Origin of the sequence: Pseudomonas alkylphenolica (assembly GCF_016009175.1) — a bacterium.
Classification (GTDB): domain Bacteria; phylum Pseudomonadota; class Gammaproteobacteria; order Pseudomonadales; family Pseudomonadaceae; genus Aquipseudomonas; species Aquipseudomonas alkylphenolica_B.
The window spans coordinates 1-25,649 of the sequence record NZ_JADUCM010000045.1 but is presented as its reverse complement, the minus strand read 5'-3'; the positions used below and the strand labels follow the sequence as shown (position 1 = coordinate 25,649).

21 protein-coding genes are annotated in these 25,649 nt (G+C 64.2%); 3 read left to right on the top strand and 18 right to left on the bottom strand.

From position 1 onward, the window contains the following. Positions 1 to 2: 2 nt before the first annotated feature. Both hpaH and hpaI read left to right on the top strand, forming a co-directional pair. Positions 3 to 806, top strand: coding sequence for a 2-oxo-hept-4-ene-1,7-dioate hydratase (hpaH, locus tag I5S59_RS24660; protein ID WP_197878897.1), 804 nt, complete (start codon positions 3 to 5; stop codon positions 804 to 806). 12 nt (positions 807 to 818) lie between these two features. Next, the gene (hpaI, locus tag I5S59_RS24655; RefSeq protein WP_197878896.1) at positions 819 to 1,622 is read left to right on the top strand and encodes a 4-hydroxy-2-oxoheptanedioate aldolase; all 804 of its coding nucleotides are present in this window, start codon (positions 819 to 821) and stop codon (positions 1,620 to 1,622) included. A gap of 55 nt (positions 1,623 to 1,677) precedes the next feature. Here the strand turns inward: hpaI and I5S59_RS24650 are convergent, their stop codons facing one another. From I5S59_RS24650 to I5S59_RS24590, 13 genes are all read right to left on the bottom strand, one after another. Next, entirely contained in the window at positions 1,678 to 2,595 is a 918-nt protein-coding gene (locus I5S59_RS24650; protein ID WP_197878895.1) for a response regulator transcription factor, read from the bottom strand. Positions 2,596 to 2,776: 181 nt separating this feature from the next. Further along, positions 2,777 to 3,553: an SDR family NAD(P)-dependent oxidoreductase gene (locus I5S59_RS24645; RefSeq protein ID WP_197878894.1), complete on the bottom strand. Its 777-nt coding sequence runs from the start codon at positions 3,551 to 3,553 to the stop codon at positions 2,777 to 2,779. A 64-nt stretch (positions 3,554 to 3,617) separates the two neighbouring features. Next, complete coding sequence (locus I5S59_RS24640) at positions 3,618 to 5,135, bottom strand: amino acid permease (protein ID WP_197878893.1); 1,518 nt, start codon at positions 5,133 to 5,135, stop codon at positions 3,618 to 3,620. 162 nt (positions 5,136 to 5,297) lie between these two features. Beyond that, a complete protein-coding gene (locus I5S59_RS24635; RefSeq protein ID WP_232239962.1) occupies positions 5,298 to 6,656 on the bottom strand; it encodes a DUF1329 domain-containing protein in 1,359 nt (452 codons plus the stop codon). A gap of 138 nt (positions 6,657 to 6,794) precedes the next feature. Then, the gene (locus tag I5S59_RS24630; protein ID WP_197878891.1) at positions 6,795 to 8,474 is read right to left on the bottom strand and encodes a class I adenylate-forming enzyme family protein; all 1,680 of its coding nucleotides are present in this window, start codon (positions 8,472 to 8,474) and stop codon (positions 6,795 to 6,797) included. Between the two features lie 40 nt (positions 8,475 to 8,514). After that, positions 8,515 to 9,657 (bottom strand): acyl-CoA dehydrogenase family protein, encoded by a 1,143-nt coding sequence (locus I5S59_RS24625; RefSeq protein WP_197878890.1) that lies wholly within the window; start codon positions 9,655 to 9,657, stop codon positions 8,515 to 8,517. Next, a complete protein-coding gene (locus I5S59_RS24620; RefSeq protein WP_197878889.1) occupies positions 9,654 to 10,874 on the bottom strand; it encodes an acyl-CoA dehydrogenase family protein in 1,221 nt (406 codons plus the stop codon). The genes I5S59_RS24625 and I5S59_RS24620 overlap by 4 nt, the downstream gene beginning before the upstream one ends. A gap of 65 nt (positions 10,875 to 10,939) precedes the next feature. After that, positions 10,940 to 12,109: an acyl-CoA dehydrogenase family protein gene (locus I5S59_RS24615; RefSeq protein WP_197878888.1), complete on the bottom strand. Its 1,170-nt coding sequence runs from the start codon at positions 12,107 to 12,109 to the stop codon at positions 10,940 to 10,942. A 10-nt stretch (positions 12,110 to 12,119) separates the two neighbouring features. After that, positions 12,120 to 13,298 carry a lipid-transfer protein gene (locus I5S59_RS24610; protein ID WP_197878887.1) on the bottom strand — a complete coding sequence of 393 codons (1,179 nt, stop codon included), beginning with the start codon at positions 13,296 to 13,298 and terminating at the stop codon, positions 12,120 to 12,122. Between the two features lie 16 nt (positions 13,299 to 13,314). Next, complete coding sequence (locus I5S59_RS24605; RefSeq protein WP_197878886.1) at positions 13,315 to 13,734, bottom strand: MaoC family dehydratase; 420 nt, start codon at positions 13,732 to 13,734, stop codon at positions 13,315 to 13,317. Beyond that, positions 13,706 to 14,839, bottom strand: coding sequence for an acyl-CoA dehydrogenase family protein (locus I5S59_RS24600; protein WP_197878885.1), 1,134 nt, complete (start codon positions 14,837 to 14,839; stop codon positions 13,706 to 13,708). Before I5S59_RS24600 ends, I5S59_RS24605 begins: the two co-directional genes overlap by 29 nt. Before the next feature lie 12 nt (positions 14,840 to 14,851). After that, the gene (locus I5S59_RS24595) at positions 14,852 to 15,820 is read right to left on the bottom strand and encodes a bifunctional MaoC family dehydratase N-terminal/OB-fold nucleic acid binding domain-containing protein (RefSeq protein ID WP_197878884.1); all 969 of its coding nucleotides are present in this window, start codon (positions 15,818 to 15,820) and stop codon (positions 14,852 to 14,854) included. Positions 15,821 to 15,876: 56 nt separating this feature from the next. Next, positions 15,877 to 16,665, bottom strand: a complete 789-nt coding sequence (locus tag I5S59_RS24590; protein ID WP_128324715.1) for an SDR family oxidoreductase — start codon at positions 16,663 to 16,665, stop codon at positions 15,877 to 15,879. A gap of 141 nt (positions 16,666 to 16,806) precedes the next feature. Between I5S59_RS24590 and I5S59_RS24585 the strand changes: the two genes are divergently transcribed. Beyond that, positions 16,807 to 17,592: an enoyl-CoA hydratase gene (locus I5S59_RS24585; RefSeq protein WP_197878883.1), complete on the top strand. Its 786-nt coding sequence runs from the start codon at positions 16,807 to 16,809 to the stop codon at positions 17,590 to 17,592. A 212-nt stretch (positions 17,593 to 17,804) separates the two neighbouring features. On the opposite strand, the gene I5S59_RS24580 is transcribed toward I5S59_RS24585, so the two are convergent. The 5 genes from I5S59_RS24580 to I5S59_RS24560 form a co-directional block, all read right to left on the bottom strand. After that, positions 17,805 to 18,581, bottom strand: a complete 777-nt coding sequence (locus tag I5S59_RS24580) for an SDR family oxidoreductase (protein WP_197878882.1) — start codon at positions 18,579 to 18,581, stop codon at positions 17,805 to 17,807. Beyond that, positions 18,578 to 20,275 carry an FAD-binding protein gene (locus I5S59_RS24575; RefSeq protein WP_197878881.1) on the bottom strand — a complete coding sequence of 566 codons (1,698 nt, stop codon included), beginning with the start codon at positions 20,273 to 20,275 and terminating at the stop codon, positions 18,578 to 18,580. Before I5S59_RS24575 ends, I5S59_RS24580 begins: the two co-directional genes overlap by 4 nt. Before the next feature lie 8 nt (positions 20,276 to 20,283). Further along, entirely contained in the window at positions 20,284 to 21,993 is a 1,710-nt protein-coding gene (locus I5S59_RS24570) for an FAD-dependent oxidoreductase (protein WP_197878880.1), read from the bottom strand. Between the two features lie 186 nt (positions 21,994 to 22,179). Beyond that, complete coding sequence (locus I5S59_RS24565; protein ID WP_197878879.1) at positions 22,180 to 23,775, bottom strand: amidase family protein; 1,596 nt, start codon at positions 23,773 to 23,775, stop codon at positions 22,180 to 22,182. A gap of 73 nt (positions 23,776 to 23,848) precedes the next feature. Further along, positions 23,849 to 25,501 (bottom strand): HAMP domain-containing methyl-accepting chemotaxis protein, encoded by a 1,653-nt coding sequence (locus tag I5S59_RS24560; RefSeq protein WP_197878904.1) that lies wholly within the window; start codon positions 25,499 to 25,501, stop codon positions 23,849 to 23,851. Between the last annotated feature and the right edge of the window lie 148 nt (positions 25,502 to 25,649).

The window sequence follows — 25,649 nt, the reverse complement described above, 5'->3', positions numbered from 1 at the left end:
CCATGCTAGACGCCACACTCATCCAACAGGCCGCCGAACGCCTCGACGCTGCCGAGCGTTCGCGTGAACAGGTGCGCCAGTTCTCCCTCGACCATCCCGAGATCACCATCGAAGACGCCTACGCCATCCAGCGCGCGTGGGTGGCGCAGAAGATCAAGCGTGGACGCAAACTGGTCGGCCACAAGATCGGCCTGACTTCGCGCGCCATGCAGGTGTCGTCGAACATCACCGAACCCGACTACGGCGCCCTGCTCGACGACATGCTGTTCGACGAGGGCACAGACATTCCGTTTGAACGCTTCATCGTGCCGCGGGTGGAAGTCGAGCTGGCATTCATCCTCGGCAAACCGCTCAAAGGCCCGAACGTGACGGTGTTCGATGTGCTCGACGCCACCGAATGGGTCATCCCGGCACTGGAAATCATTGACGCGCGCATCCAGCAGGTCGACCCGCACACCAAGGCCACCCGCAAGGTGTTCGACACCATCTCCGACAACGCCGCCAATGCCGGTGTGGTCATGGGCGGCCGCGCCGTGCGGCCAACCGAGATCGATCTGCGCAAGGTGCCCGCGGTGCTCTATCGCAATGGCGTCATCGAAGAATCCGGAGTCTCCGCTGCGGTGCTCAATCACCCGGCCAAAGGCGTGGCCTGGCTGGCGAACAAACTCGCGCCGTACGACGTGACCCTCGAGCCCGGGCAGATCATCCTCGGCGGCTCGTTCACCCGTCCGGTCGCTGCCAACCCCGGCGATACCTTCCACGTCGACTACGACATGCTCGGCAGCATTGCCTGCCGCTTTGTCTGAGGGAGCCTGACCATGAAAATGCCCGTCAACACCTTCAAACAACGGCTGCAATCCGGTGAAGTACAGATCGGTCTGTGGCTTGGCCTGGCCGATCCCTACTGCGCAGAGCTGGCGGCCAACGCCGGGTTCGACTGGCTGCTGCTCGACGGTGAACACGCACCCAACGACCTGCGCGGGCTGCTCGGCCAGTTGCAGGCGGTGGCGGCCTATGCGTCGCAGCCGGTGATCCGCCCGGTGATCGGCGATACAGCCTTGATCAAGCAGATGCTCGACATCGGCGTCCAGACCCTGCTGGTGCCGATGGTCGAAAGCGCGCAGCAGGCGCAGGAGCTGGTGCGTGCCATGCGCTATCCGCCCAGCGGCGTGCGTGGTGTGGGCAGCGCACTGGCCCGTGCCTCGCGCTGGAACAGCATTCCCGGGTACCTCGACCAGGCCGATGCGCAGATGTGCCTGCTGGTGCAGATCGAAAACCTCGACGGCCTGGCCAGGCTGGATGAGATTGTTGCGGTCGAAGGCGTTGACGGCGTGTTCATCGGCCCGGCCGACCTCAGTGCCTCCATGGGCCATCGCGGTAACCCCGGCCATCCGGACGTACAGGCGGCGATTGAGGATGCCATCGTGCGCATTCACAAGGCGGGGAAAGCTGCCGGTATCCTCAGTGCCGACCAGGCCCTGGCGCGGCGTTACATCGAACTGGGCGCCCGTTTCGTCGCCGTCGGTGTAGACACCACCGTGCTGATGCGTGGCCTGCAAGGCCTGGCCAGTGCCTTCAAGGATGCACCACCACCGCCCACAGCCGGTGGTGGCGTCTACTGAGTAGGCGCCAGGCTTGCCGGCGAACCAGGCGCCGCGGTGTGTCTGTCATACCGCGTCAGCGTTCTTCGCCGGCAAGCCTGGCTCCTACGGTCGTCAGCGGCGTCTGGACGAATGGCTCGGCCGGTTCAGTGCCGAGCAGGTGATTGACGAACAAGTGGAACAACTCGGACTGACTGGAGATCCCCAGTTTGCTGTAAAGGTGCTTGCGGTGGTTTTTTACCGTGCCTTCGGCAATCTCCAGGTGCAGTGCAATCGACAGGCTGGAATGCCCGCGCAGGATCAGCCCGACAATCGCCTGTTCACGCGCGGTCAGGCGCTCGGTGGCAAAGCCCGAGAATGCCGCATCAAGCTGCTCGGCGATGCTCCTGGCAGGCCGGGCCCCGGTCGCCGCCTTCGCCACCGCACCGTGGTGACGCTGAAACATCGCTTCCAGCGCCGGCTGACACAAACCCAGGGCCGCCACCTCCTCATCGCTGAAGGCCGCCGAGCCATTGCAGCGCATCAACGAATAAGCCGCGTACATGCCACCGGGCAATGGCGAGAGAAAAACGATTTCTTCGGCCAGGCTGCCCGAGGCCAGCGAAATGCACGGGTGTACATCGGGCGAGTTGAAGTATTCACCCTCGAAAAACGCGTCGGGCGCCAGCTCCGCCATGCGGTACAAGCCCGCCTCACGCCCATGGGCACAGGCGGTGTACACCGGGTCTAGCAGGTAGGCGCCGTTGATGTAGCGCTGCATCGCGCCCGTTTCCGGAATGCCCTGAAGGTTGTCGTGCAACAGGATCGGCCGACCGCTTGCCGGGTACAGAAAAATGCAGCTCTGGTCGAACCCTGTGATTGCCTGCAGCACCTCGTCCAGGCAACGGACGAAAGCGGGCGTTTCTAGCGCAGTGAGCAATGCCGGGGTATGCAGGTGCCAGGTTTCAAGTACCTTCCAGCTCCGGGAATGGGAGAGTCCTGTTACGTGCGCCATGCTTCACCTTCTGCTCGCTCATGGGCCCTGTGCCGGTGCAAAAAGCATCGGCTGCGGGTGCTAATCGCCAAAGCCGATATACAAGCATTTTGCTTGCCAAACATTCAGTAACACTCTGGCTGACCGCCATGAAAAAGCCCGGTGCATCTGTATGCACCGGGCCTGGTCAACTGCGCATCATTTAAACGGAGGAAAAGCCGTTGTCCACAAACAGGTGGGCACCGCTTACGAACGAAGCCTCATCCGATGCCAGGAACAACGCGGCCCGCGCGACCTCTTCCGGTTCGCACAAGCGCCCTTGCTGTTGGGCGATATCCGCCTCGCTGGCATTCACACCCATCGCCTGCAGGTCGCGCAGTTCACGCATCCCGTGGTCGGTGCGAATGAACCCGGGGGCCACGGCGTTGCAACGGATACCGCGGTCGCGGAACTCCACCGCAATGGCCCGCGCGAACATCTGGCAGGCCCCCTTGCTGGCGTTGTACACCACCTCGCCTGGCGTAGCGTACTGCGCAGAAATCGACGAGGTACAGACGATGCTGCCCTTCCCTTTCGCCAGCATCTGCGGCAACACCGCTCGCGTCATCAGGAACATGCTCTTGACGTTGACCGCCATCAGCCAGTCCCACTCCGCTTCCTGCACCTCCAGAAAAGGTTTAACGATCAGCGTGCCGGCATGGTTGAACAGCACATCGGTCGGGCCCAGTGCGGCCAGGCTCGCGGCCACTGCGGCCTCCACCTCATCGGCCCGCGACACATCCGCCCCCAGGCCGATGGCCCGGCCCCCTTCACGTTCGATTTGCGCGGCCAGTGCCTGGGCGGCCTCGACGTTGCGATCGATGATCGCCACATGCGCACCTTCGCGGGCAAACAAACGGCTCGCCGCCTCCCCGCAACCACCAGCACCACCGCTGATGATCGCCACCTTGCCGTACAGACGTGGTTGATTGGAATGCATGGATAACTCCTGGATACGGGTAAAAAGGAAACAGCGCGGGCTCGGCCTTGAGCCCGCTGCGCAATCAGCGCGGATGACCGTCACGACCGCCGCTGACCGCGAAGGCCTCTTCGGGCGACAGCACCAGGCGGTGGCGGCGATAAAAGGCGAAGTACGCCATGCCGATCAGGTACCAGGCCGCCGCGCCGAGGGCGGCCCATTTGTACAGCGGATCGAGGAACTGGTAGATCAGGGTGATCGCCGAAATACCGATCACCAGCAGCGCACCGAACACGCCATAGGGGCTGCGATAAGGGCGTGGCAGGTCCGGGTGCAAACGACGCAGGCGAATGAAGGCGATGCACTGCAGGATGTAGGAGATCATCCCGGCGAACACGATCATGCTGACCATGATGCCGCCCATCAGCGCATTGTTTTCACGACCGAAGCTAAACCAGAACACCAGCAGAATGGTCAGTGCCAGCATCGAACCGGCCAGCAGTGCGAGGTTCGGTGTCTTGTGCTTGGGATGAGTGACCGACAGCGCCGTTGGCAGGTAGCCGGCACGCGACAACGAATAGATATTGCGCCCGGCGGCGAAGCTGCCGGCCAGAAAGGATGCTGCCAGGCCCAGTACCGCTACTGCAGCCAGGACCTTGCTGGCGGTATGACCAAAAATCTCCCGAAAGCCATCCAGCAGCGGTTCGCCGGAGGTGCTCATGGCAAAGCTGCCGCCACCGATCGAGGCACTGAAAAACAGCACACCCATGGCCAGCGCGGCAAGGATCAGGATGCCGGCGACCAGCGCCCGAGGCACGTGGCGGCTTGGGTCGTGGCACTCTTCGGCGGTGAGCGGCAATTGCTCGATGGCGAGGAACATGTACACGCCAAACGGCAGTGCCAGCATCACCCCGGTCAGGCCGAAGGGCAACCACGGGCCACTGCCGTCGCTGACCTCGACCGGCGCACCGTCGGCACCTGCTGCAAGGTTCAGGGCATTACCGGCGAAGTCGACATGGGGAATGGCGGTGATGAAGAAGAACAGCAGCACGCCGATGGCCGCCAAGGTAATGCACACCACCACGCGCATCGACACGCCCAGGCCGCGCACCGAGAGCAACAGCATGCAGGCATAGCCCACCAGCCACCACAACGGTTGCCATTGCGGCCCCGTATCAAAGATCGCTGAAAGGTAAGCGCCCATGAAGAACATGTTGCCTGCCGGTGCCAGGATGAACTCGATGTTCTCCGCAAGCCCGGTGCTGAAGCCGCCCCAGGGGCCGAGCGTGGTGCGCGCGAACGAATACGCGCCGCCGGTGTGCGGCAAGGCCGCCGACATTTCACCAATGGACGAACACAGCAACAGGTACATCACTGCGATGATTACGGTGGCCAGCAGCATGCTGCCAAAGCCCTGGGCCAGGCCCAGGTTCCAGCCCGAGTACTGGCCGGCGATCACTGCCCCCACGCCCAGCACCAGCAAGGTGAAGAACCCGGCATGACGTTGCAGTGTGCGTTGTTCGAAGTAGCCGCTGGTGACGCTCTGATAGCTGACCCCGCCACTCCCTGATGATGACGTGTTCAGCGTGGTGGTCTTGTTCATTGTGCCCGCCCCTTGATCAACTGGTTGAAGTGCTCCAGTTGCGATAGTCCGGGTTCACGGCAAAAAGCGGTATGTCCCCAAAGGGACATAAGCGCTCGCCAGCAGAAAAAAAAGCCCCACCGCTAAGCGGCAGGGCTGGGTACAACAGGTACTAGCGCAACGTTACCGCCCGATAGCCCGCGCCGCATCCGCGGTGTATTGGTCGGTGGTGAACTTGCCTTCGTTGAGGATCGGGCCCTTCTTCGATTCGTTGGTCATACCGTAGCCGGTGTACTGGCCGGAGTTCAGGTCCATGAAGAACTGCGAACCGGCCTGCCAGGCGCTCATGTCCGGGTGGTAGTAGTAGTTGATCATGGCGTGCTTCCACAGCTGCCCGCGGGCATCGTAGTTATCGGCCATCACTGCATGCCAGGTGTCTTCGTCAATGAACAGCACCCGCTTGCCATAGACGTGACGGAAGCCTTCCTTCAGGTCCGCTTCCACAACCCACACGCGGCGCAACTCATAGCGCATGAACTCCGGATTGGGGTGGTTGGGCGTGAGGATCTCGGCGTACTTGACGGTCCCGGTGTTGGCCTTGAAGGCGTTGGCCGGGCTGTAGATTTCACGCTTGCCGATCAGCTTCCAGGTGTAGCGTTCGGGCGAGCCGTTGAACAGACGGTCTTCGTCCACGGTCATGGTGCCGTTGGTACCGATCATGGGCTGGTCGAAACCATACCCCGGAAGTTGCCGTACGCGTCGGGTCGATGGGCTGTAGGACCAGGCCTGACGTGCATCGGTGCCGTAGTTGTAGGGTTCATGGGCAATGCTGAGCGTGCCGTTGTCACGGGCCGGCTTCAGGGTCATGTTGTTGCTCATCGCCGACAGCTTGTCTTCGGTGCGCGGGTCGGTGGTGGGCGAGTTGGCCATCGACAGGTTGCGGGCGTAGGCACGCCCCCAGCCGATGCTGCCGTTAGGCAGGACCGAGGCCAGGTCGGTGGTTTTTTCTTCGGTGTAGGCACGCGCCGGCAACTGGTGGTTCCACACCACTTCGGTGCCGGATTTGGGAATCGGGAACGGCACCTGGCCAATCCCTGTGAAGCCTTCGCCGTCGTTGACCAGCTTGGCGTTCAGTGCGTTGTCCATCGCCCGGCGGCAAACATAATCGGGGTAGCGGAAGTCCCGGTGCCCCGGGTAGACGTTCATCTTGTAGGTGGTCGGGTATTTCTTCAGCAGGGCCTTCTGCCCTTCGGTCAGGTGCGCCTCGTACTGGCCCATGTTCTGCGCAGTAATCACCAGGATCGGCTTCTCGGCAGCGTAAGGATCAACCGGTTGGTCGCCGGAGAACTTGACGTGATTCCAGCTGGGCACTTCGCCCAGGTATTTACCGGTAAACGGCGGAATGGTGCCCTCGGCGTTCCCGGCTTGCTCGGCGCCGACACACGTCAGCTCCTTGCCCAGTTTGGCGGCTTCCTGCGGCGACACCTCGGCGAACGCGGAACCCAGCAGCCCGCTATTGGCTGTGACTGCGACCGCGAGCATGAGACCTGTTCTTGTTATTTTCATGTGTTGCCTCCTTCGCTGATAAGGCTGTTTGGTATGCACCCATTTGTTCCTGATCGACCGGCCCCAACATCGTCCGGAAAGACTAGGGTTTGAACGAAAGTGCTTTCACAGGCGTCATGCGCCCAAACTTTCTTGCAATTGCGCCTTGAGCACCTTGCCGGTGGCATTGCGCGGCAAGGGTTCGAGCACCCGGAAGACCTGCGCCGGCACTTTGTAGGCGGCCAGACGCTCGGCGATGAATGCGCAGATCTGCGTTTCCTGCGGCAGCCTGCCGGCCTGGCCATGCACCGCCAGGCCCACGGCCTCACCCAGCACCGGGTCGGCAATGGCGAACGCCGCCGCTTCAAGAACGCCAGGCATGTCGAGGACGCAGGTCTCTACTTCAGCGGCGGAAATTTTCTCGCCACCGCGGTTGATCAACTCCTTGACCCGACCGGTGATGTTGAGGAAACCCTCATCGTCGAGGTAACCGATATCACCGGTGTCCAGCCAGCCGTCGCGCAGGCTTTGTGCCGTGGCATCCGGCAGGTTCCAGTAGGCGCTCATCAAGGTGGGCGAACGCAGCCAGATCACCCCCGGGGTGCCCGCCGGTTGCGGCTGTTCAGGGCTGTCGCCGATGCGAATATCGACGATGGGCAACGCCCAGCCTGCAGTCGCCGGTTTGTAGACAAACTGATCGCCGCCGATTGCCGCGCCAATGCCGTTGCTTTCGGTCAGGCCGTATCCGGCACCGCCGATGACATCGGGCTTGATCCTGAGCATGTCGTCGAGCACGCTGGCGGAGGACGCGCTACCGCCCAGGCCCAGGCCGAACAGGCTGGCGGTTTGCTCGGTGCCAAAACGCGGCGAAGCAAGCAACTGCTGCATCATCACCGGCGCACCGTTGAACTGGGTGCAACGTTCATCGCGAATCAGGTCGATGGCGCGTTCGACATCCCACTTGTACATCAGCATCAGGCGACGACCGCCGCGTATCGCCGTGAGGTACTGCGCATGCAGACCGCTGACGTGGAACAGCGGCACCGCCGCGAGCGTCGTGGGCGCAAAGCCGCTGTTGATCACCACACCGATGCGCTCGGGCGAACTCATGGCGCAAAACGCGCTCTGGAAATCCAGCGCAGTCAGCGCCTGGCTGATCGCCCGATGGCTGGACACCGCCCCTTTGGCGCGACTGGTGGTGCCGGAGGTGTAGAGAATCATCGCAGGGGAATCAGGGTCGATGTCCAGGGCCGGCACCAACATCGCCGACTCGCTGATCAACGCCTCGTAACTCAGGCAGTATTCGGGAAGCTCACCCTGGCCACCGACGACGATGGTCGCCAGTTGCTCACGGCGCAGGTCTTCACGCAGGGTATCGAGGCGCGCCTGGTCGCACAGCAGCAGCCGCGAGCCGCTGTCCTGCAGGGCGTATTGCAGCTCGTTGCGCAGGCCCCAACTGTTGAGCGGTACACACACGGCACCACAGCGCAGGATCGCCGCGAAAGCCACCAGCCACGCCGGCTGGTTGCGCATGGCAATTGCCACGCGCTCACCCGGTTGCAGGCCGAAACGGGCGATCATCTGCCCGGCGAGGCGGTCAACCTGGTCGTAATACTGATTGAAGGTCAGGCGTTGCGACTGCCAGACCAGAAACTCACGGTCGCCGTGCACACGACCGGCGTCGATCACCTGCAGCAGGTCGTGCGCAGCGTGACGGAAATAGCGTGGCGCGCCGTCGTCCGGCGTAACCACTTCAAAGGGCGCGCCGGGGGCGACCAGTTGGCGCCACGCGGTTTGCCAACGTTCAATGCTCATCTGTGTGTTCTCCAGAACAGCCGAATAACCTGTGGGAGGATTACGCGTGGGCCGAATAGCGTTCGCAATGGAAGTCCCGGTCACCCAGGCAGCTCTGCGCAACGCGCACATGCTTGAGGTACAGGCCGACATCCAGCTCGTCGGTAACGCCAATCCCGCCGTGCATCTGCACCGCTTCGTTGGCGACCTTGATCGCCGTGTCGCCGGCTTTCCATTTCGCCAGGCTGACCAGCCGGGCACGGCCCCGGGCATCCACACCGGCGTCATCCAGCGTCGCCAGCGCGGCCATCAGGGCACTGCGGCTCAGCGCCAGGTCGACGTACATTTGCGCGGCGCGATGCTGCAGGACCTGGAAGGTGCCAATCGCGGTATCGAACTGCACGCGGGTCTTGATGTACTCCAGCGTGGTTTCGAACAATTGCTCGGCCATGCCCAGCAGCTCTGCCGCCAGGCAAGTGCGACCACGGTCCAGCGCGGTTTCCAGCGCCACCCAGCCTTCACCCAAGGTGCCCAGCAGTGCATCGCTGCCCAGCTGCACGCCGTTCAGTTGCAGGCGCGCGCAATTGCGCGAGTCGATCAGCGACAAGGCGCTCACAGTCAGGCCCGGCGTATCGGCGGGCACCAGGAACAGGCTGATGCCCTGGGTGTCGCCCGGTTGCCCGGCGGTACGCGCCGCCACCACATAGGCATCGGCACCCAGGCCGTCGACGACCCAGAACTTGTCGCCGTGCAGGCGATAGCCCTGCCCTTCTGCCTTCGCCTCAAGGGCAATGCGGCCCGGTGCATGGCGCGAGCCTTCGTCCACGGCCAGGGCCAGGCGCTGTTCGCCGCCTATCACTGCGTGCAGCCACTGCGCCTGCTGCGTCGAATTACCCGCCAGGTGCAGCAACGAGCCGCCCAGCACTACGCTTGAGAGCAACGGTGTGGCCGACAGGTTGCGCCCCATGGACTCGAAGATCGGCCCGAGGCCCTTGCAGCCGAAATCCAGGCCACCGAGGTCTTCCGGAAATGGAATCGCACTCCAGCCCAGCTCGACGGCATCGCGCCAGAGCTGCGCATCGAAACCCGCTGGCTGCGCCTCGTCACGCAGTCGGCGCTGGGCACTGACCGGGCTGCGCGCGGCGAGAAAGTCCCGCGCGCTGTCAGCCAGCAAACGCTGTTCATCGCTATAACGCAGGCTCATGACGGTGCTCCTGTTTTCACGGCTGGCTTTTTCGCTTCAGGCAAACCAAGCACGCGCTTGGCGATAACGTTGAGCTGGATTTCCGAGGCGCCACCGGAGATCGTCAACGCATAGCTGCTGAGCCAGGCGCGGGTGACCGCCAGTTGCTGCTCGCTGAACGCCGGGCACTCCCAACCGAAGGCATGACCGCCCATGGCATCGAGCAACACCTCGAACTTGTCGCGCTCCTGTTCGGTATGCACCAGTTTCATGATCGACATCAGGCCGCTGATGTCTTCACCGGCCCGCGCCTCTTCACCCATGCGCTGCACGGTCAGGTTGTAGGCCTGCTCGTTCATCGCACAGGCCGTGGCCCTGGCCTGCAGTGCGTGTTCGCTCTGGCTCTGTGGCGCAGGCACGTATTCACGCATCAGGGCCAGCAGGTCGAAATGCGACGGCAAGCTGAACTCGCCAAACTTCGACATCGCCTTGCGCTCGTGCTGCAACAGGTACTTGGCCAGGTTCCAGCCGCCGTTCAACGGCCCGATCAACTGGCTTTTGGGCACTTTCACGCTATCGAAGAACACCTGGCAGAACGCCGATTTGCCGCTGATCAGATCAATCGGCTGCGGCTTGACCCCGGGGCTGCGCATGTCCAGCACGATCAGGCTGATGCCCTCGTGCTTGGGCGCGCTGAAATCGGTGCGTACCAGCGCATACATCCAGTCGGACTTGTCGCCGTAGGAGGTCCAGATCTTGCTGCCGTTGACCACGAAATGGTCACCGGCATCCACCGCGGCCATTTTCAGGCTGGCCAGGTCGGAGCCGGCGTTCGGCTCGGAAAAACCCTGGCACCAGCGCACTTCACCGCGGGCGATCGGCGGCAGCAGGTCGCGCTTCTGTTCTTCGCTGCCGAAGGCCAGCAACACCGGGCCGAGCATCCAGATGCCCAGGTTGATTTGCGGCGGCCGGCATTTGATCCGGCGCATTTCGCTTTCCAGCACCGCCAGTTCTTCGTCGCTCAGGCCGGCACCGCCATACTCCACCGGCCACTCCGGGCAGAACCAGCGCTTGTCGCGCATGCGCTCGAACCACAGGCGTGCGTCTTCGCAGGGAAACTGCGGGTTCTGGCTGCCCCACACCACATCGCCTTCGGCCATGCCCGTGCGCATCGACAGCGGACAATTGGCCTCCAGCCAGGCACGGGTGTCGTGCCGGAATTGCTCGATAGTGCTCATGAAAGTCCCCTTCGCCCCGCCCCGGTTGCGGGGCGAGTACGGTTTTTGTTTTTGATGGACGAGCGTCAGCGTTGGGTGCGTGGCATGCCGAGGCCGAACTGGGCGATCAGCTCACGCTGGATTTCATTGGTGCCACCCCCGAAGGTCAGGGTCGTCACGCAACGCAATTCGAATTCCAGTTCGCCCTGCAGCAGGGTTGCCGCCGAGCCGCTGCGCATCGAGCCATTGGCCCCGACAATCGCCGCCAGCTTGCGAAGGATTTCGATGGCTGACTCCGAGCCGAACACCTTGGTGGTCGAACTCAGTGCCACGCTCATGCGGTCGTGCTCCAGGTCGGCGGCGATGCGCATGTTGATCAGGCGCATGGCTTCCAGGCGCGCATAACACTCGGCCAGCGAGCTGCGTACCCAGGCCTTGTCCATCGCCCGGCGGCCCTGCTCGTCGCGGGCCCGCGCCCACAGGTAGACGCGGCGGAACAACGCCACCACCTTGTCCGACCAGGTGCCCAGGCCCAGGCGCTCGTGATTGAGCTGCGAGGTGATCAGCTTCCAGCCGCCGTTCAACTCACCCACCAGCATCTCGTTGGGTACCCGCACGTTGTCGTAGTAGGTGGCCGTGGTCGGGATGCTGGTGGTCGGGATCAGGGTGTGGGAGAAGCCCGGTGTCGTGGTGTCGACGATCAGCAGCGAAATGCCTTTGTGCCGTGCCTCGGCAGGATCGGTACGCGCCGCCAGCCAGACGAAGTCGGCCGACTCGGCACCCGACGTCCACAGCTTGTTGCCGTTGACCACGAAGCCCTCGTCGTCCTGGCGCGCGCTGGTTTTCAGCACCGCCAGGTCGCTGCCGGCGCCGGGCTCGGAGTAGCCGATGGCGAACATGATTTCACCCGCGGCGATACCGGGCAGAAAGCGCTCTTTCTGCAGCGCACTGCCATGGGCCATCAGGGCCGGACCGACGGTGCTGATGGTCACGAACGGCAGCGGCGCCCCGGCGATGTTGGCTTCTTCGAAGAAGATCAACTGTTCGGTCGCGGCATAGCCCTGGCCACCATGGGCCTTGGGCCAGCCGACCGCCAGCCAGCCGTCACGGCCCATCTGGCGGATGGTCTGGCGAAACAGCTCGCCGCCTTCCTTGCCGCGCAACTGGTCGCGCATGTCCGGGGTCATCAGGGCCTGGAAATAGTCCCGCACCTTGTGGCGCAGGGCATGTTGTTCGGGAGTGAGGTCGACGAACATGTGCTGCTCCTTAGGCTGTGCCGAGAATCAGGCCGCTGGTGGGTACGCCAGTGCCGGCCGTGACCAGCACGTTCTCGACATCCGCCACCTGGTTGACCGCGGTACCACGCACCTGACGCACCGCTTCGGCAATGCCGTTCATGCCATGGATATAGGCCTCGCCCAGTTGCCCGCCGTGGGTATTGATCGGCAGTTTGCCGCCACGGGCATGGTGCCCGGCGCGGATGAACTCCTTGGCCTGCCCGCGCTCGACAAACCCGAACTCTTCCAGCTGCGGCAACACGAACGGGGTGAAGTGGTCGTAGATAATGGCGGTCTGGAACGCCTCCGGGCCAAGACCCGACTGGCGATACAGTTCACGCGCCACCACGCCCATTTCCGGCAGCCCGGTGATGTCGTCGCGGTAGAACGAGGTCATGCTTTGCTGGCCGTGGCTGATGCCCTGGGAGCCGGCCTTGATCGTCACCGGTTTCTGGCGCAGGTCACGGGCACGCTCTGCCGAGGTGATAACCATGGCGACGGCGCCATCGGATTCCTGGCAGCAATCGAGCAGGTGCAACGGCTCGCAGATCCAGCGCGAAGCCTGGTGCTCTTCCAGGGTGATCGGCTTGCCGTGGAAAAACGCCTGCGGGTTGGTCGCGGCAAAGTCCCGTGCGGCCACCGCAACCCGGCCGAAGTCTTCGGAGGTGGCGCCGTAGGTGTGCATGTAGCGCTGGGCGAACATCCCGACCCAGGCGGCCGGTGTATGGAAGCCGTGGGGCATGTACCAGCCGTAGTTGACGTTGTCGAAGGTCGGCGTCGAGGCGAAGCCGTAGTTGCCGGTGCCGAAGCGGTACCAGGAGCGTTCGTTCATGGCGCGGTACACCACCACCACTTTCGCCACCCCGGTGGCCACGGCCATGGCTGCGTGCATCACCGGCCCGCAGGCCGCGCCGCCCCCGTGGGGCACCTGCGAGAAAAACTTCACGTCTTTGCAGCCGAGCAAGCGGGCAATCTCGTACTCCGGAACCTTGTCCACGGAATACGAACTGAACCCCTCGACCTCGCTCGGGTCGATGCCGGCGTCCTTGAGTGCACTCAAGGTGGCTTCCATGGCCAGGCGCAGTTCGGTGCGTCCGGAGTTCTTGGAAAATTCGGTTGCGCCCAGGCCAACGATCGCGGCGCGCCCGGAAATCGATGAATCAGTCATCTGTGTCTCTCCGGTGTCAGGGCAGGACCACCGCGACCGTGCCGGTCACGTGGTTGCCCATGGAATTTTTGCCGCCGAGGGTGATTTCCACCGTGCGGGTGTCGGCGTCCAGTTGCGTGACGCTGCCGCTGAAGGTCATGCAGTCACCGGGGTAGTTCGGTGCACCAAGCTTGATCTTCAGCGAGCTGAACACCGCCTCCGGCCCGGCCCACTGCTCGACGAACCGCTGCACCAGCCCGTTGGTGGTGAGGATGTTCATGAACACATGGGGCGACCCCAGGGCCCGCGCCGCGTCGGCGTCGTGATGGCCGGGGAAATAGTCGCGGGTGGCAATCGCACCGCCGTTGATCAGGGTCACCGTGACCGGCACCGCCAGTTCCGGCAGTGCTTCGCCGGGGCGCACGTCTTCAAAGCGCTTGGTGTTCTTCGAGGTCATATTTCCATCCCAGCTTGTCGTTATCGTTGAGCCAGTCGCCCAGGCGTTCCAGGCTTGCCGCCGAACCGCCGAGGGCTACGGTCAGGCCACGGCTCCAATAGAGAAAACGGTGGATCGGGTACGTCAGGTCGACGCCAATCCCGCCATGCACGTGCTGCGCGACATGGCCGATACGGTGGCCCGCTTCACAGGCCAGCCATGCGGTGGCCAGGGCTTCGGACGGCGCCGGCAAACCGGCATCGATGCGGTAGGCCAGCTGCCACAGCGCCGTGCGTAAGGCTTCGACGGCAATGTGGTTGTCGGCCATGCTCATCTGTACGGCCTGGAAGCTGCCGATGACGCGCTCAAACTGCCGGCGCTCGCTGACGTAGGCCACGGTGCGGCGGATCTGCTCTTCGCTGACGCCCACCTGCAACGCCGCCAATGCCGCCACGCTGCGCAGCTCCAGCCAGTCAACCGCTGCGGCCGGCAGCAGCGCCGCGGCGTTCACGACCAACCCCTGGATGTGCAGGTCGGCCACCGCCTCGCCGTGGGTCAACACTGCCGATACCTTGCGGATCTCGGGGGCTGCCAGGTCGAGCAGAAGCAAGCGCGGTTTACCCTCGGCCTGCACCACCACCAAGGCAGCGTGGGCCTGATCGCCCAGGGACAACCCCGCAACGCGGCCGTCGATCGACCAGCCATCGGCGCACGCGCTGGCCTGCAACTCGATACCCAAAGCGCTGCTCAAACCGTCCAGCGACAGGCTCAACAGCGACTCGCCGCTGGCTGCCTGGCTGATCCAGCGGGCATTGCCGTCAGCAGCGAAATGCGCCAGGGTCGCGGCGGCCAGTTGGTGACGCCACAACGGCACCTGGGCCAGGGCTTTGCCCTGGGCCTGCAGCACCAGCATCAGCTCGGTCATGCCCAGGCCGCTGCCGCCGTGTTCCTCGGGAATGGCCAGCGCTTGCAGGCCGGTCTCGATGCACAGCGACCACAGCGGGGCCATCATCGGCTCGCCGCTGGTGTCCCACTGGCGCATGTAATCGTCATGGCAATGGTCGACAAACAGGCTGTCGGCCATCTGCGCTATGGCGCGCTGGTCTTCAGTTAATTCGAAATCCATAGTGGCGGGCTCCTACGCATCTACCGGCCGGAACATGGGCAGGGTCTGCTGGTCATCGAAGGTCTGGAACTCGACCTGCAGGCGCTGGCCGATCTGGAGTTGCTCGCGGTCGACGCCAACCAGCCCGGCGATCAGGCGCACGCCCTCCTCCAGCTCGATCAGCCCGATCGGGTTGGGGTAATCGAACGGCGGGACCTCGGGGTAATGCATGACCACGAACGAATACAGCGCGGCGCGGCCGCTGGCCTGTACGGTGTCCCAGTCGAAGCTGTGGCATTCGATGCACACCGGCGCCGGTGGATGACGCAGGGTCTGGCACGCGGTGCAGCGCTGGATCAGCAACTGACCTTTCTCGCAGCCTTCCCAGAAAAACCGCGTGTCATCACTCACGCCCGGCAGCGGACGCTTGGGTTTGCTCGGTGCTGCTTCAACTTTGGCGGGAGCCTGGGCATTGGCCGGACGGAACTTGAAGACGCGGAACAGCAACTCGCCGACCGGCTCATCGCCGCTGGCCTTTTCAGCGAAGTGGCTCATGACCAGGGTGACAAAAAAGCCGGTGCCCAGGGCCGTGGTTTTTTCATCGCTGACCGAATCCAGGCGCGTGGTGTAGTAAAGCTTTTCGCCCATGCGCACCGGACGGGTGAAGGTCAGTTCGGAGTTGACCGCCACGGTCGACAGGTAACCGTGGGCCTCCATGATCTTGAGCACCTCGTACGGGTTCTCGTCGGTGGAGCCTGGCGGATAGTTGTTGGCGTGCAGGCCTTCCATGGTCCACACCTGCAGCATGCCCGGCGGAGCAATCAGCCCTTCATGGCGGGTACCCAGGGCAAACGCAGGGTCGGTGTACACGGGGTTGTCCACGCCCATGATCTCGCACCATTGGCGGACCATCGGTGCGTTGACCTCATCCCAGGCATACACACGGCCGTATTGGCGCCCCACCAGGGCGCGCGCATCGGATAGCAATTGTGGATCAGCCAAAGTCGTCTCCTTCTAATTGAAGGCAGCAGCCGAACCCGGCCGCCGCCACGGGTCGATCAGGTGGGCAGAACCTGCGCGGCCGCCCCGAGAAAGGCCGGACGCTCACCACCGCCATGCAGCAACAGGTTGCAGCCGCTGGCGTAACTGGCCAGCGGCGATGCGATGTACAGGCAGGCGTTGGCAATGTCTTCGGCCACCGCCATACGTGCCGCCGGAATGCCAGCGGCGACGGCAGCGATACCGGCTTCGGAGCCGTAGTGCAGGTGGGCCTGTTCAGTCAGCACCAGGCCCGGGCTGACGGTGACAACGCGGACCTTCGGGCCCCACTCCACCGCCAGCGATTGCACCAGCGCCAATACCCCGGCCTTGGCCGCGCCGTAGGCCGCAGTACCTGGCGAGGAACGCAAGGCACTGATGCTGCCGATGAAGACGATGCAACCGCCCTGGGCCTGTGCCTGCATCAGCCGGTTGGCGTGCTGGGCAACGTTGAGCGGCGCGATCAGGTTCAGGCCGATGATGCTTTCGTGAAACCGCGGCGAGGCCGTGGCGGCTTCGGCGGCAGGGCTGCCACCGGCGTTGTTGATCACCACGTCGAGGCGGCCGAAGTCGCGCTCGATCGTGGCAAACAGTCGTTGCAGGGAATCGTGGTCACGCACGTCGGCGGCGATGAACGTCGCGTGTTTGCCGCCCAGCGTCGGTACCTGTTCAGGCTCGCGGCGAGCACAGACGATTACCCGCGCATTCGCGGCCAGGAACCCCAATGCGATACCGGCGCCGATGCCTTTGGTGCCCCCGGTGACCAGCACCACCTTGCCGCTGTAATCAAGACCCGAATGCAGCTCCATCATGTGCTCCTTTTCTACTGACAAGGATCACTCTAGGGACGAACCCGGGGCCAAACTACGTCTGAACGGACGATGAAAAACAAACCTTGCGGACAGGACACTGGCACTCATTCACCCGTTGTCTGGTCCTTGAGGATGCCCATGTCCGATACATCCATTGCCCCGGTTTTGCTCGAACGCCCCTTGCCGGGCGTGGCCGTGTTGCGGCTCAACCGGCCGCAGGCGACCAACGCCCTGAGCCTGGAGCTGCAGGCGCTGCTGTCACGCCATTTCAGCGAGCTGGCGGTCGATCCCGAGGTGCGCTGCATCGTGCTCACCGGCGGTGACAAAGTGTTTGCTGCCGGTGGCGACATCAACAGCATGGCCGGGGTCGGCGCCATCGACATCTACAAACGTCACACCGAACGCGTCTGGGGGCCGATCCAGCATTGCCCCAAGCCGGTGATCGCCGCGGTGTGCGGATACGCCTATGGTGGCGGTTGCGAACTGGCCATGCATGCCGACCTGATCGTAGCCGGGCGCAGCGCGCGCTTCTGCCAGCCGGAAATCCGCATCGGCATCATGCCCGGCATTGGTGGCACCCAGCGGTTGGTGCGTGCGGTGGGCAAGGTCAAGGCCATGCGCATGGCGCTCACCGGCCAGCCGATCAGCGCCGAAGAAGCCTGGGTGGCCGGTTTGGTCAGCGACCTGGTGGACGATGACCAGGTGCAGGCCCATGCCCTGGAACTGGCGCGGGTGATTGCGGCGATGCCGGCATTGGCGGCCGAGCAGATCAAGGAAGTGATTCTGGCCGGTATGGACGCGCCACTGGAGGCGGGCCTTGCCCTGGAGCGCAAGGCCAATGCGCTGCTGTTTGCCTCACGCGATCAGAAGGAAGGCATGCAGGCCTTCATCGAAAAACGCCCGGCGCACTTCAACGGGGAGTAGGCGCTGCAGCACACCTGTTACAACACACCATCGCTCTTCAAATCTGTAGGAGCCCGGCTTGCCGGCGATCCAGGTGCCGCGGTGTATCTGTCACAACGCGTCATCGTTCTTCGCGGGCAAGCCTCGCTCCTACAGCGAACCAGACGTTGCGGTGTATCTGTCACAACGCGTCATCGTTCTTCGCGGGCAAGCCACGCTCCTACAGGGCCACGCTAGATACTCATGACCATCTGCCCACTGTCGATGCGCAACTCCACACCATTGACCGCCCGCGATTCATCACTGGCCAGAAACAGCACGCTGCCAGCAACATCCTCTGGCAGGCACATGCGGTTCATCGGGTCGCTGTCGATGGTCAGGCGCGTCGGGTCGAGGCCTTTGGGGAAGCCGCCGCTGGTCATGTCGGTAAGCACGCCATCCGGATGCAAAGTGTTGCAGCGAATCCGGTATTTACGACGCCGGCAGAACGCCGCCACCGAACGCGACAACGCCGCCACCGCGCCCTTGGAGGCACTGTAGGCCATGTAGTCGTCGCGCCCGGCAAGGGCGGCTACCGACGACAGGTTGATGATCGAGCCACCGGTTTGCTTCATCAGCGCGATGCCTTCGCGACAACCGATGAATACGCTGTCAGCGTTCACCCGCATGACCTTGTGCCAGTCCTCCAGGGTCGCTTCCTCGATGTTGCCAGGCAGGAGGATACCGGCGTTGTTCAGCAGGATATCCAGGCGGCCGTGCTGTTCGCGCAGGTGGGCCATGACCTGGCACCAGTCGCTTTCACTGCTGGCGTCATGGCGGATAAAACGCGCCGACGGGCCGATTTCAGCCGACAGTGCTTCGCCTGCCGCAACGTCCACATCGCTGATCACCACCTGGGCACCTTCGGCCGCCAGCAAGCGAACGCTGGCGCGCCCGATGCCTTTGGCGCCGCCGGTTACCAGCGCGACCTTGCCATGAACACGGCCGTTCTTGTTGTTGTTCGTCATCATATCGCCTCTTGAGCAAGGGTCGGTTGCAGTTGTTGCGCCGGACTGCGGGCAGCGGCCGCGCCGGCACGCCGGCCGGAGAACACGCAGTCCGCCAGGGACAAGCCACTGATGTAAAGGTGCGAAGGAATCCCCAGCGCCGTACGCCCCGCGGCATACAGGCCGGGTATCGCCTGGCCCTGCCCGTCGAGCACCGCGCCGTTGTCTTCGTCCACGCGCAGCCCGCCGAGGGTCAGGGCCCCCAGTGGAAAGACCGGGTTGGTCACGGAAATGTCGCAGGCGTAAAACGGCCCCTGTTCAAGCACCTGACGCCCGCCCGGCGACTTGCCGAACGGCTCTGGTGCCTCGCCACGGGCCGCCGCGTTGGCGGCCAGTACCGATTCGCGCAGCAGTGCCGAGTTCATCCCGGTGCTGGCGGCCAGCTGGCTCAGGTGCCGGCCCTTGCGCACCTTGAACAGCATCAGGGCCAGGGCCGGGAAGCTCTGAAACCACCAATAGCCACCAAACAAGGCTTCGCGGATGGCCTTTTTGCGCAGGGGTGCATCCAGCACCAGCCAGGCTTTACCGCCCTGCTCTTCCATCAACGGCTGCCCCAGGGTCGCGCCGTAGACTTCTTCGTTGCAGAAACGCTGGCCGTCGCGGTTGACCACAATACCCTTGTGCCAGCTGTACGGCGGGTTGATGAAACGCCAGGCCGATACGCGCTCAAGCCCGGCGCCCTGGCCACCAACGCTGGCGCCCAGGCGCAGGCCGCTGCCGTCGCAACCGGTGGCACCGACCTTGAAGTTGCGCAGAAATTTCGGCGCATGCTGCTTGATCAGATCGCGATTGAAAATGAAGCCACCGGTACTGAGGATGACCCCGCTCTTGGCGCGCACCAGACGTGGCCGGGCGAAATCCCGTTCGAGTTTGCCGATCCGTTCACGCAGCTTCTTGCAGTAGCCCGCAGCAAAGTTCTGCAGGCGCTCGGCGCGCTCGGCCAGGCGTGCGTGCAGCTGTGCCTGCTCGCTGCCGGCCGGCATGCACCACAACTCGGCACCCAACACCTGCCCCTGGGCGTCGACCACCAGGCGCTTGGCCGCCGCTTGCAGCAATGGCCGGGCTCCGGCACGCAGGCATGCCGCCTTGAGATGGCTATACAACACCGCACCGCACTGGCCTTTACCGACAGTGCGATGCCCGCGGGGTGCCGGTGGCAAGGGGCCGCCGTGCTGCGGCACCAGCTCGTTGCCGGAGTAGTAGAGGAAGTAGCCGTCGGGCGGGTACGACGTCTTGCCCCCCGGCGGCATGCGGTGACCGTACGGGGCACCGTGACCTTCCAGCCATTCGAGGTTGCTGACGCTGTCGGCACAAAAACGTCGCAGCGTTTCGTCGCTGACCACGTTGGCGGTTTCATGCTTGAGGTAGTCAAACATCGCTTCAGGGGTGTCGTTGAAACCCGCCGCCTGCTGATGGCGGGTGCCGCCACCGGCATATACCACCCCGCCGCTCTTGGCACTGGCACCGCCACCGGTAAAGCGGTCGGCGATCAGCACATCGGCACCCTGGGCACGCGCCTCCAGCGCCGCACAGGCCCCGGCGGCGCCCCAACCGACAATCAACACATCGCAGTGTTCGTCCCACATCAGCGCGCTGCTGTCGGCGACCTGCAACGGTGCCTGGATGGGGGTGCAGAAGTTGTCATCTTTCGTCGACATACACCCTCCTATCGCTGGCTGCCCAGGTGTTTGGCGGCGATATAGCCGAAGGTCATCGCCGGCCCCAAAGTACCGCCCGCACCCGGGTAGCTGGTGCCCATCACCGAGGCCGAACAGTTGCCGATCGCGTACAGGCCATCGATCGGCGCGCCGTCATCACGGACCACCTGCGCATGCTCGTTGGTGAGCAAGCCACCCTTGGTACCGATGTCGCCGGCATCCAGGCGCATGGCGTAGTACGGGCCCTTGCGCAGCGGTGCCAGGCACGGGTTGGGCTTGATGTTGCTGTCGCCGTAGTAACGGTCGAAGACGTTGCCACCGCGGCCGAAATCGACATCCTCACCGGTGCGCGCATACTCGTTGACCTTGACCACGGTGGCTTCGAGGCCGGCGGCATCGACACCAATCTGCCTGGCCAGCCCCGCCAGGCTGTCGTCTTTCCAGTACAGGCTGTTCAACCACTCTTTGCGCAAGCGGCTGTCCGGCATGATCTGCGCCGGCATCAACGGCCCCATGGCGTAGTTGAAACGGAAATGCCCGTCGAAAATCACCCAGGCCGGTACCGACTTGCCCGCAGTCAGGCCGTTGTCGCGGTACATCGCATCAACAAATTCCAGGTACGGCGCCGCCTCGTTGACGAAGCGCTGACCGAGGCTGTTGACCACGATGGCACCCGGGAATGCGCGCTCGGCGAAGATCCCCCGAGGCTTGTCCTCGCCCGGTACGGCGATGGTCGGTGCCCACCAGGCCCAATCCATCAAGGCGGTGGCGGCGCCCTGCGCCAACCCGGCTTCCAGGGCCGCGCCGGTGTTGTTCCCCGGCGGTGTTGCGCTCCAGCCCATGCGGGTCGGTTGCGGCAGGTATTTTTCCCGCAGCACCTGGTTCTGCTCAAAACCACCAGAGGCCAGAATCACTCCGTGGCGCGCGTGCAATTGCATCTCGGTGCCGCCACGGCGCACGGTGACGCCGTTGACCCGCCCGCCTTCGCTGAGCAACCCGGCAAAGTCGGTGTTGAGCCACAGCGGTACGTTGCGGTCCATCAACGAGCGGCGCAGCGAGGCCACCAGCGAACTGCCCAGCGAGGCGCGGCGGTCGATCTTGCTTTTGCGCCGCCATTTGAAGTCCAGCTTGTAGCGCAGCATCAGGCCCATGATCAGCAGGCGCCAGCCAAAATTGCGCGCCATGACCTTGTGCGCATCGCGGGCGGTCCAGGCAATGCAGCCCATCAGCAAGGTCGAAGGCGACGGTTTGCGCAGGTTGTCCAGTTCGTCACCCAGCAGGCTGGTGTCGAAGAACTCCGGGTCGAGGGTTCGGCCGCCCGGCAAGGCACCCGGCAGGTGCGGGTAGTAGTCGGGGTACTTGGCCGCCACGGCGTAGCGCACACGGCTGGTGCGGGCCAGCTCCTCGATCATCTTCGGGGCGTTGTCCAGGTAGGTGCGCAGCCGGGTTTCATCGACATGCTCGCCTGCTGCGGCCTTCAGATAACGCAGGGCCGTGTCGTAGTCGTCGTTGCCGTTGAGGCGGGCGAAATAGTGGTTATTGGGGATCCAGATACCGCCGCCGGAGATCGCCGAGGTGCCGCCGTACTTGTCGCTTTTTTCCACGACCAGCACGCTGAAACCCTGGTCGGCGAGGAACACTGCCGAGGTCATTGCACCTGCGCCCGAGCCAACGACGATCACGTCGTAGTGGGTCTGAGACTGAACTTGAGCCGTCATTGTTGTTATGCCATTAGCTGAGGTCAGAAAAATACCGCCGACGACGCTGCGGGAACGGCGGCGGAGTGCAACCCATGATCGGGGCTGCACTGGCGGTGCTCATCGTCAAAGTGGACTAGGTTGGCGGCCTGAAGCCGGTTGTTCACAGCGCGAGAACAACCGGCCGAACAGGCCGGCGAAGTGCTGTCAGAGCACCGCGCGGCGGGCGGCCCAGGGACGATCCTGTTCCAGTTGGCTGGCCAGGCGCAGCAGGCCGTCCTCGCCACCCAGGCGGGCGGTGAACATCATGCCCACCGGCAAGCCGTTGTCGCTCTGGCCCAGCGGCAAGGTAATGGCCGGCTGCCCGCTGACGTTGGCCAGCACGGTAAAGCCGGCGCTGCCCATGGCGTGGTGGGCATAGCTGTCCCAGGGCTGGTCGAGGGTCAGCAGGCCCAATTGCGGGGTCAGGCTGGCGGTGACCGGCGAGAGGATCACGTCGAAGCGCTCGAATTGCTGTTCCATGGGCGCGCCTACGGTTTCGAACGACTGCCGGGCGCGGTACAGCTCCTCACCGGTGGTGGCCTGAGCGCGCTGCAGGTTGACCAGGGTTACTTTTTCCAGGTCCTGCGCGGTGGCGGCCCGGCCCAACACCTGCTCGCGATCGCGAATCGCAGTGCGCAAAGCGGTGCCGAGCACGGTGCCGTGGGCACCGAACAACTGGCGCGGATCGATGTTCAGCTTCAGCTCTTCGACCTCATGCCCCAGCGCCAGCAATTGCTTGATGGTCTGCTCCAGGGTCGCAGCAATCGCCGGCTCCAGTGCCGCGCCAGTCAACGACTGGCGAACCACGGCAACGCGCAACCTGCCCGGGTCGCGCTGCAGTTCTTCGACATACGGACGCAGCAGCGGCGGGCTCCAGTAGGCGCTGCCCAGTTCACGGCCCTGCCCGGCATCGAGAAACAGCGCGGTATCGCGCACCGAACGCGAGACGACGTTGGCGACACTGGCGCCAAAACTGCCTTCGAAATGCCCCGGCCCACTTGGCGTGCGGTAGCGGCTGGGCTTGAGGCCAACCAAGCCACAGTACGAGGCGGGAATGCGGATCGAGCCGCCACCGTCCGTGGCATGGGCCACAGGCACGATCCCGGCCGCCACTGCCGCTGCCGAGCCACCGGAGGAGCCGCCGGCACTCATGGCCAGGTTCCACGGGTTGCACGTCTGCCCCCAGAGCATGGATTCGGTGGTGGTGGTCAAGCCGAACTCGGGGCTGGTGGCTTTGCCAAAGGGGATCGCCCCGGCACGCTCGTAGCGGCTGATCAGGGTACTGGTGCGCTCTGCAGGCGGAGCGTCCTTGAACAGCCGGCAACCGTTGCTGGTCGAGGTGCCTTGCAGGTAGGTGTTGAGGTCTTTGATCAGCACCGGCACACCGGCCAGCGCGCCCTGGGTTTCAGTGCCGGCGGCGCGGCGCTGGGCCAGCAGCGCGCGGGCGTACTCCTCATGCAGCATGTTCACCGCTTTGACCTTGGGGTTTACCGCCTGGCAACGCGCCAGCGCCGCAGCCAGCAGGTCGGCGGCTTGCAGTTCTCCGCTGCGAATGGCCTCGCTCATGGCCCAGGCGTCCAGCCCCTGGTAGTCGCTGTCCGACAGCCCTGCCGCGCGGGCATCGGCAAAGCGCCCGAGCAGGCCTACGCCCACAGCCACGGCGCCAGCCTTGAGCACACTGCGCCGCGGCCAACCGGTGTCCGACGCGCTGGTAGAAGTGGGTGTCGCGCCAGTCATCAAAGGGGTTTCGTTGCTTGGCATGGTTACGCGTCCTGTCAGTTATTGTTATGAACGTGATGGAATAGCGTTGTCGCTCAGCGACCCGAGCGGTCAGTCAAACCACATTGAAGCGGGCCGACAGCTGATCCAGCGCCCGCGCCAGTTGCTCCAGATCCGACGCGGCAACCGCACTGCGACCGGCGCTGGCCGAAAGCGCGCCGGTACCCGCCGAGACACTGTCGACCCGCGCAACCATTTCGCGGGTCACCCTGACCTGCTCGGTGATCACCGTGGCGATGGTATCGACACTGCGGATCACGTCGTCGGTGCCACTGCGGATCTGCGCCACCGAATCACCGGCCTCATGCGCCAGGCTAACCCCGTCGCGCACGCGGCTGACCACCCGGCCCATGCCGTCGACCACCGCCAGGGTGCCTTGCTGAATGCGTTGCACCGTCAGGTCGATCTCGCCAATCGAGCTTGCGGTGCGCTGCGCCAGCATCCGCACTTCATCGGCAACCACGGCAAAGCCTCGCCCCTGTTCGCCGGCCCGCGCCGCCTCGATGGCAGCGTTCAAGGCCAGCAGGTTGGTTTGTTCGGCAATGTTGCGGATCACCTTGAGTACGTGGCTGATCTCGCCGGAAAAACCTTCCAGTTCGCGAATGTGCACGGCGGTATCGCTGATCACATCGCTGATGCGGTTCATTTCCTGGGCCATGTCGCGGATAAAGCCTTCGCTTTTGCCCGAGCGCCCCGCCGAGTGCTGGGTGATGCTGCGTGACACCCCGACGTGGTTTTCGACTTCGCCGATCGACCCCGACAGGTGCTCAACCGCACTGGAAATGCCGCGCACCGCATCAGCCTGCTGCAGGGTGGCCTGCGAGGCCAGCTCAGCTGATTCGGCCATGTGCGCGGCCTCGGAACTCACCCGTGTTACCAGCACGCGCATTTGCGAGATCAGCCCGTGCAGGCTGTCGCGCATTGCCGCGATGTCCCTGAGCATCTGCGCAAACTCGTCGTGGCCCTTGACCGCTATGGTTTGCGACAGGTCACCGCCAGCGATGGCGCGGACACTGGCGCCGGCCTGGGCAAAGGCGCGCTTGAGCCGGGTCAGGGTGGAAAACGCGGTCAGGCTGCCCGCCAGTACACCGACCACGGCCAGGGCCAGGTACGCCAGCAAGGTCGACTGATAGCGTTGCTTGGCGGCGTCATAAGCGTGTTCGGCCGCCGCCTGCTGGATCGCCTGCAACTTGCCCAGCTCAAGCACCGCGGCATTGCCTTGCGGCTCGGCCATGCGCAGGAATGAAAGAATGCCCGGCAGTCGAAAATCGCCGGCGCGAAAGGTTTCCAGCAGGATCTGCAACTCCTCCCGCCAGGCCCGGTAGTGCTCGTCAAAGGCCTCGGCCGCCTGTTGTTCTTCACCGCTCAGGGCGCGTTGACGGTACTCGGCCCAGATCTGGTCCAGCGCCTGGTTGTTGGCTTCGATGGCGCTGAGGGTGGCTTCGACGGGGCGGTCGAACGCTGCCACCAACGGCCCTTCGGGGTCTTGCTGAATGGCCAGCAACACCTGGCGCCGGCTCTCGTCGAGACGGTGCTGGACTTCGCCAAACATCAGCAGCGTTGCCAGGTTGTCGTCGTTGATGGCGCGCAGACTGTCGCGTGCCTGCTGCAGCCCGTGGGCACCAAAACCGACTGCCAGCACAAACAGCAATGTGGCCAGCAGTGCCCACAGCCACAAGCGCTGGGCGATAGTGATTGTCTTGAACATAAACAATGGCTTGTCCCGTACGGCAGGGGGGGGGGCGGGGGCCCGCCCCCACGACTGGGTCAGCTCATCGACACTGGCGCCCATGCCCACCAGCCGCGCCGCCTGAGCGAACGACAGACTGTTGGGGTCACGCTGCTCCAACTGCAAC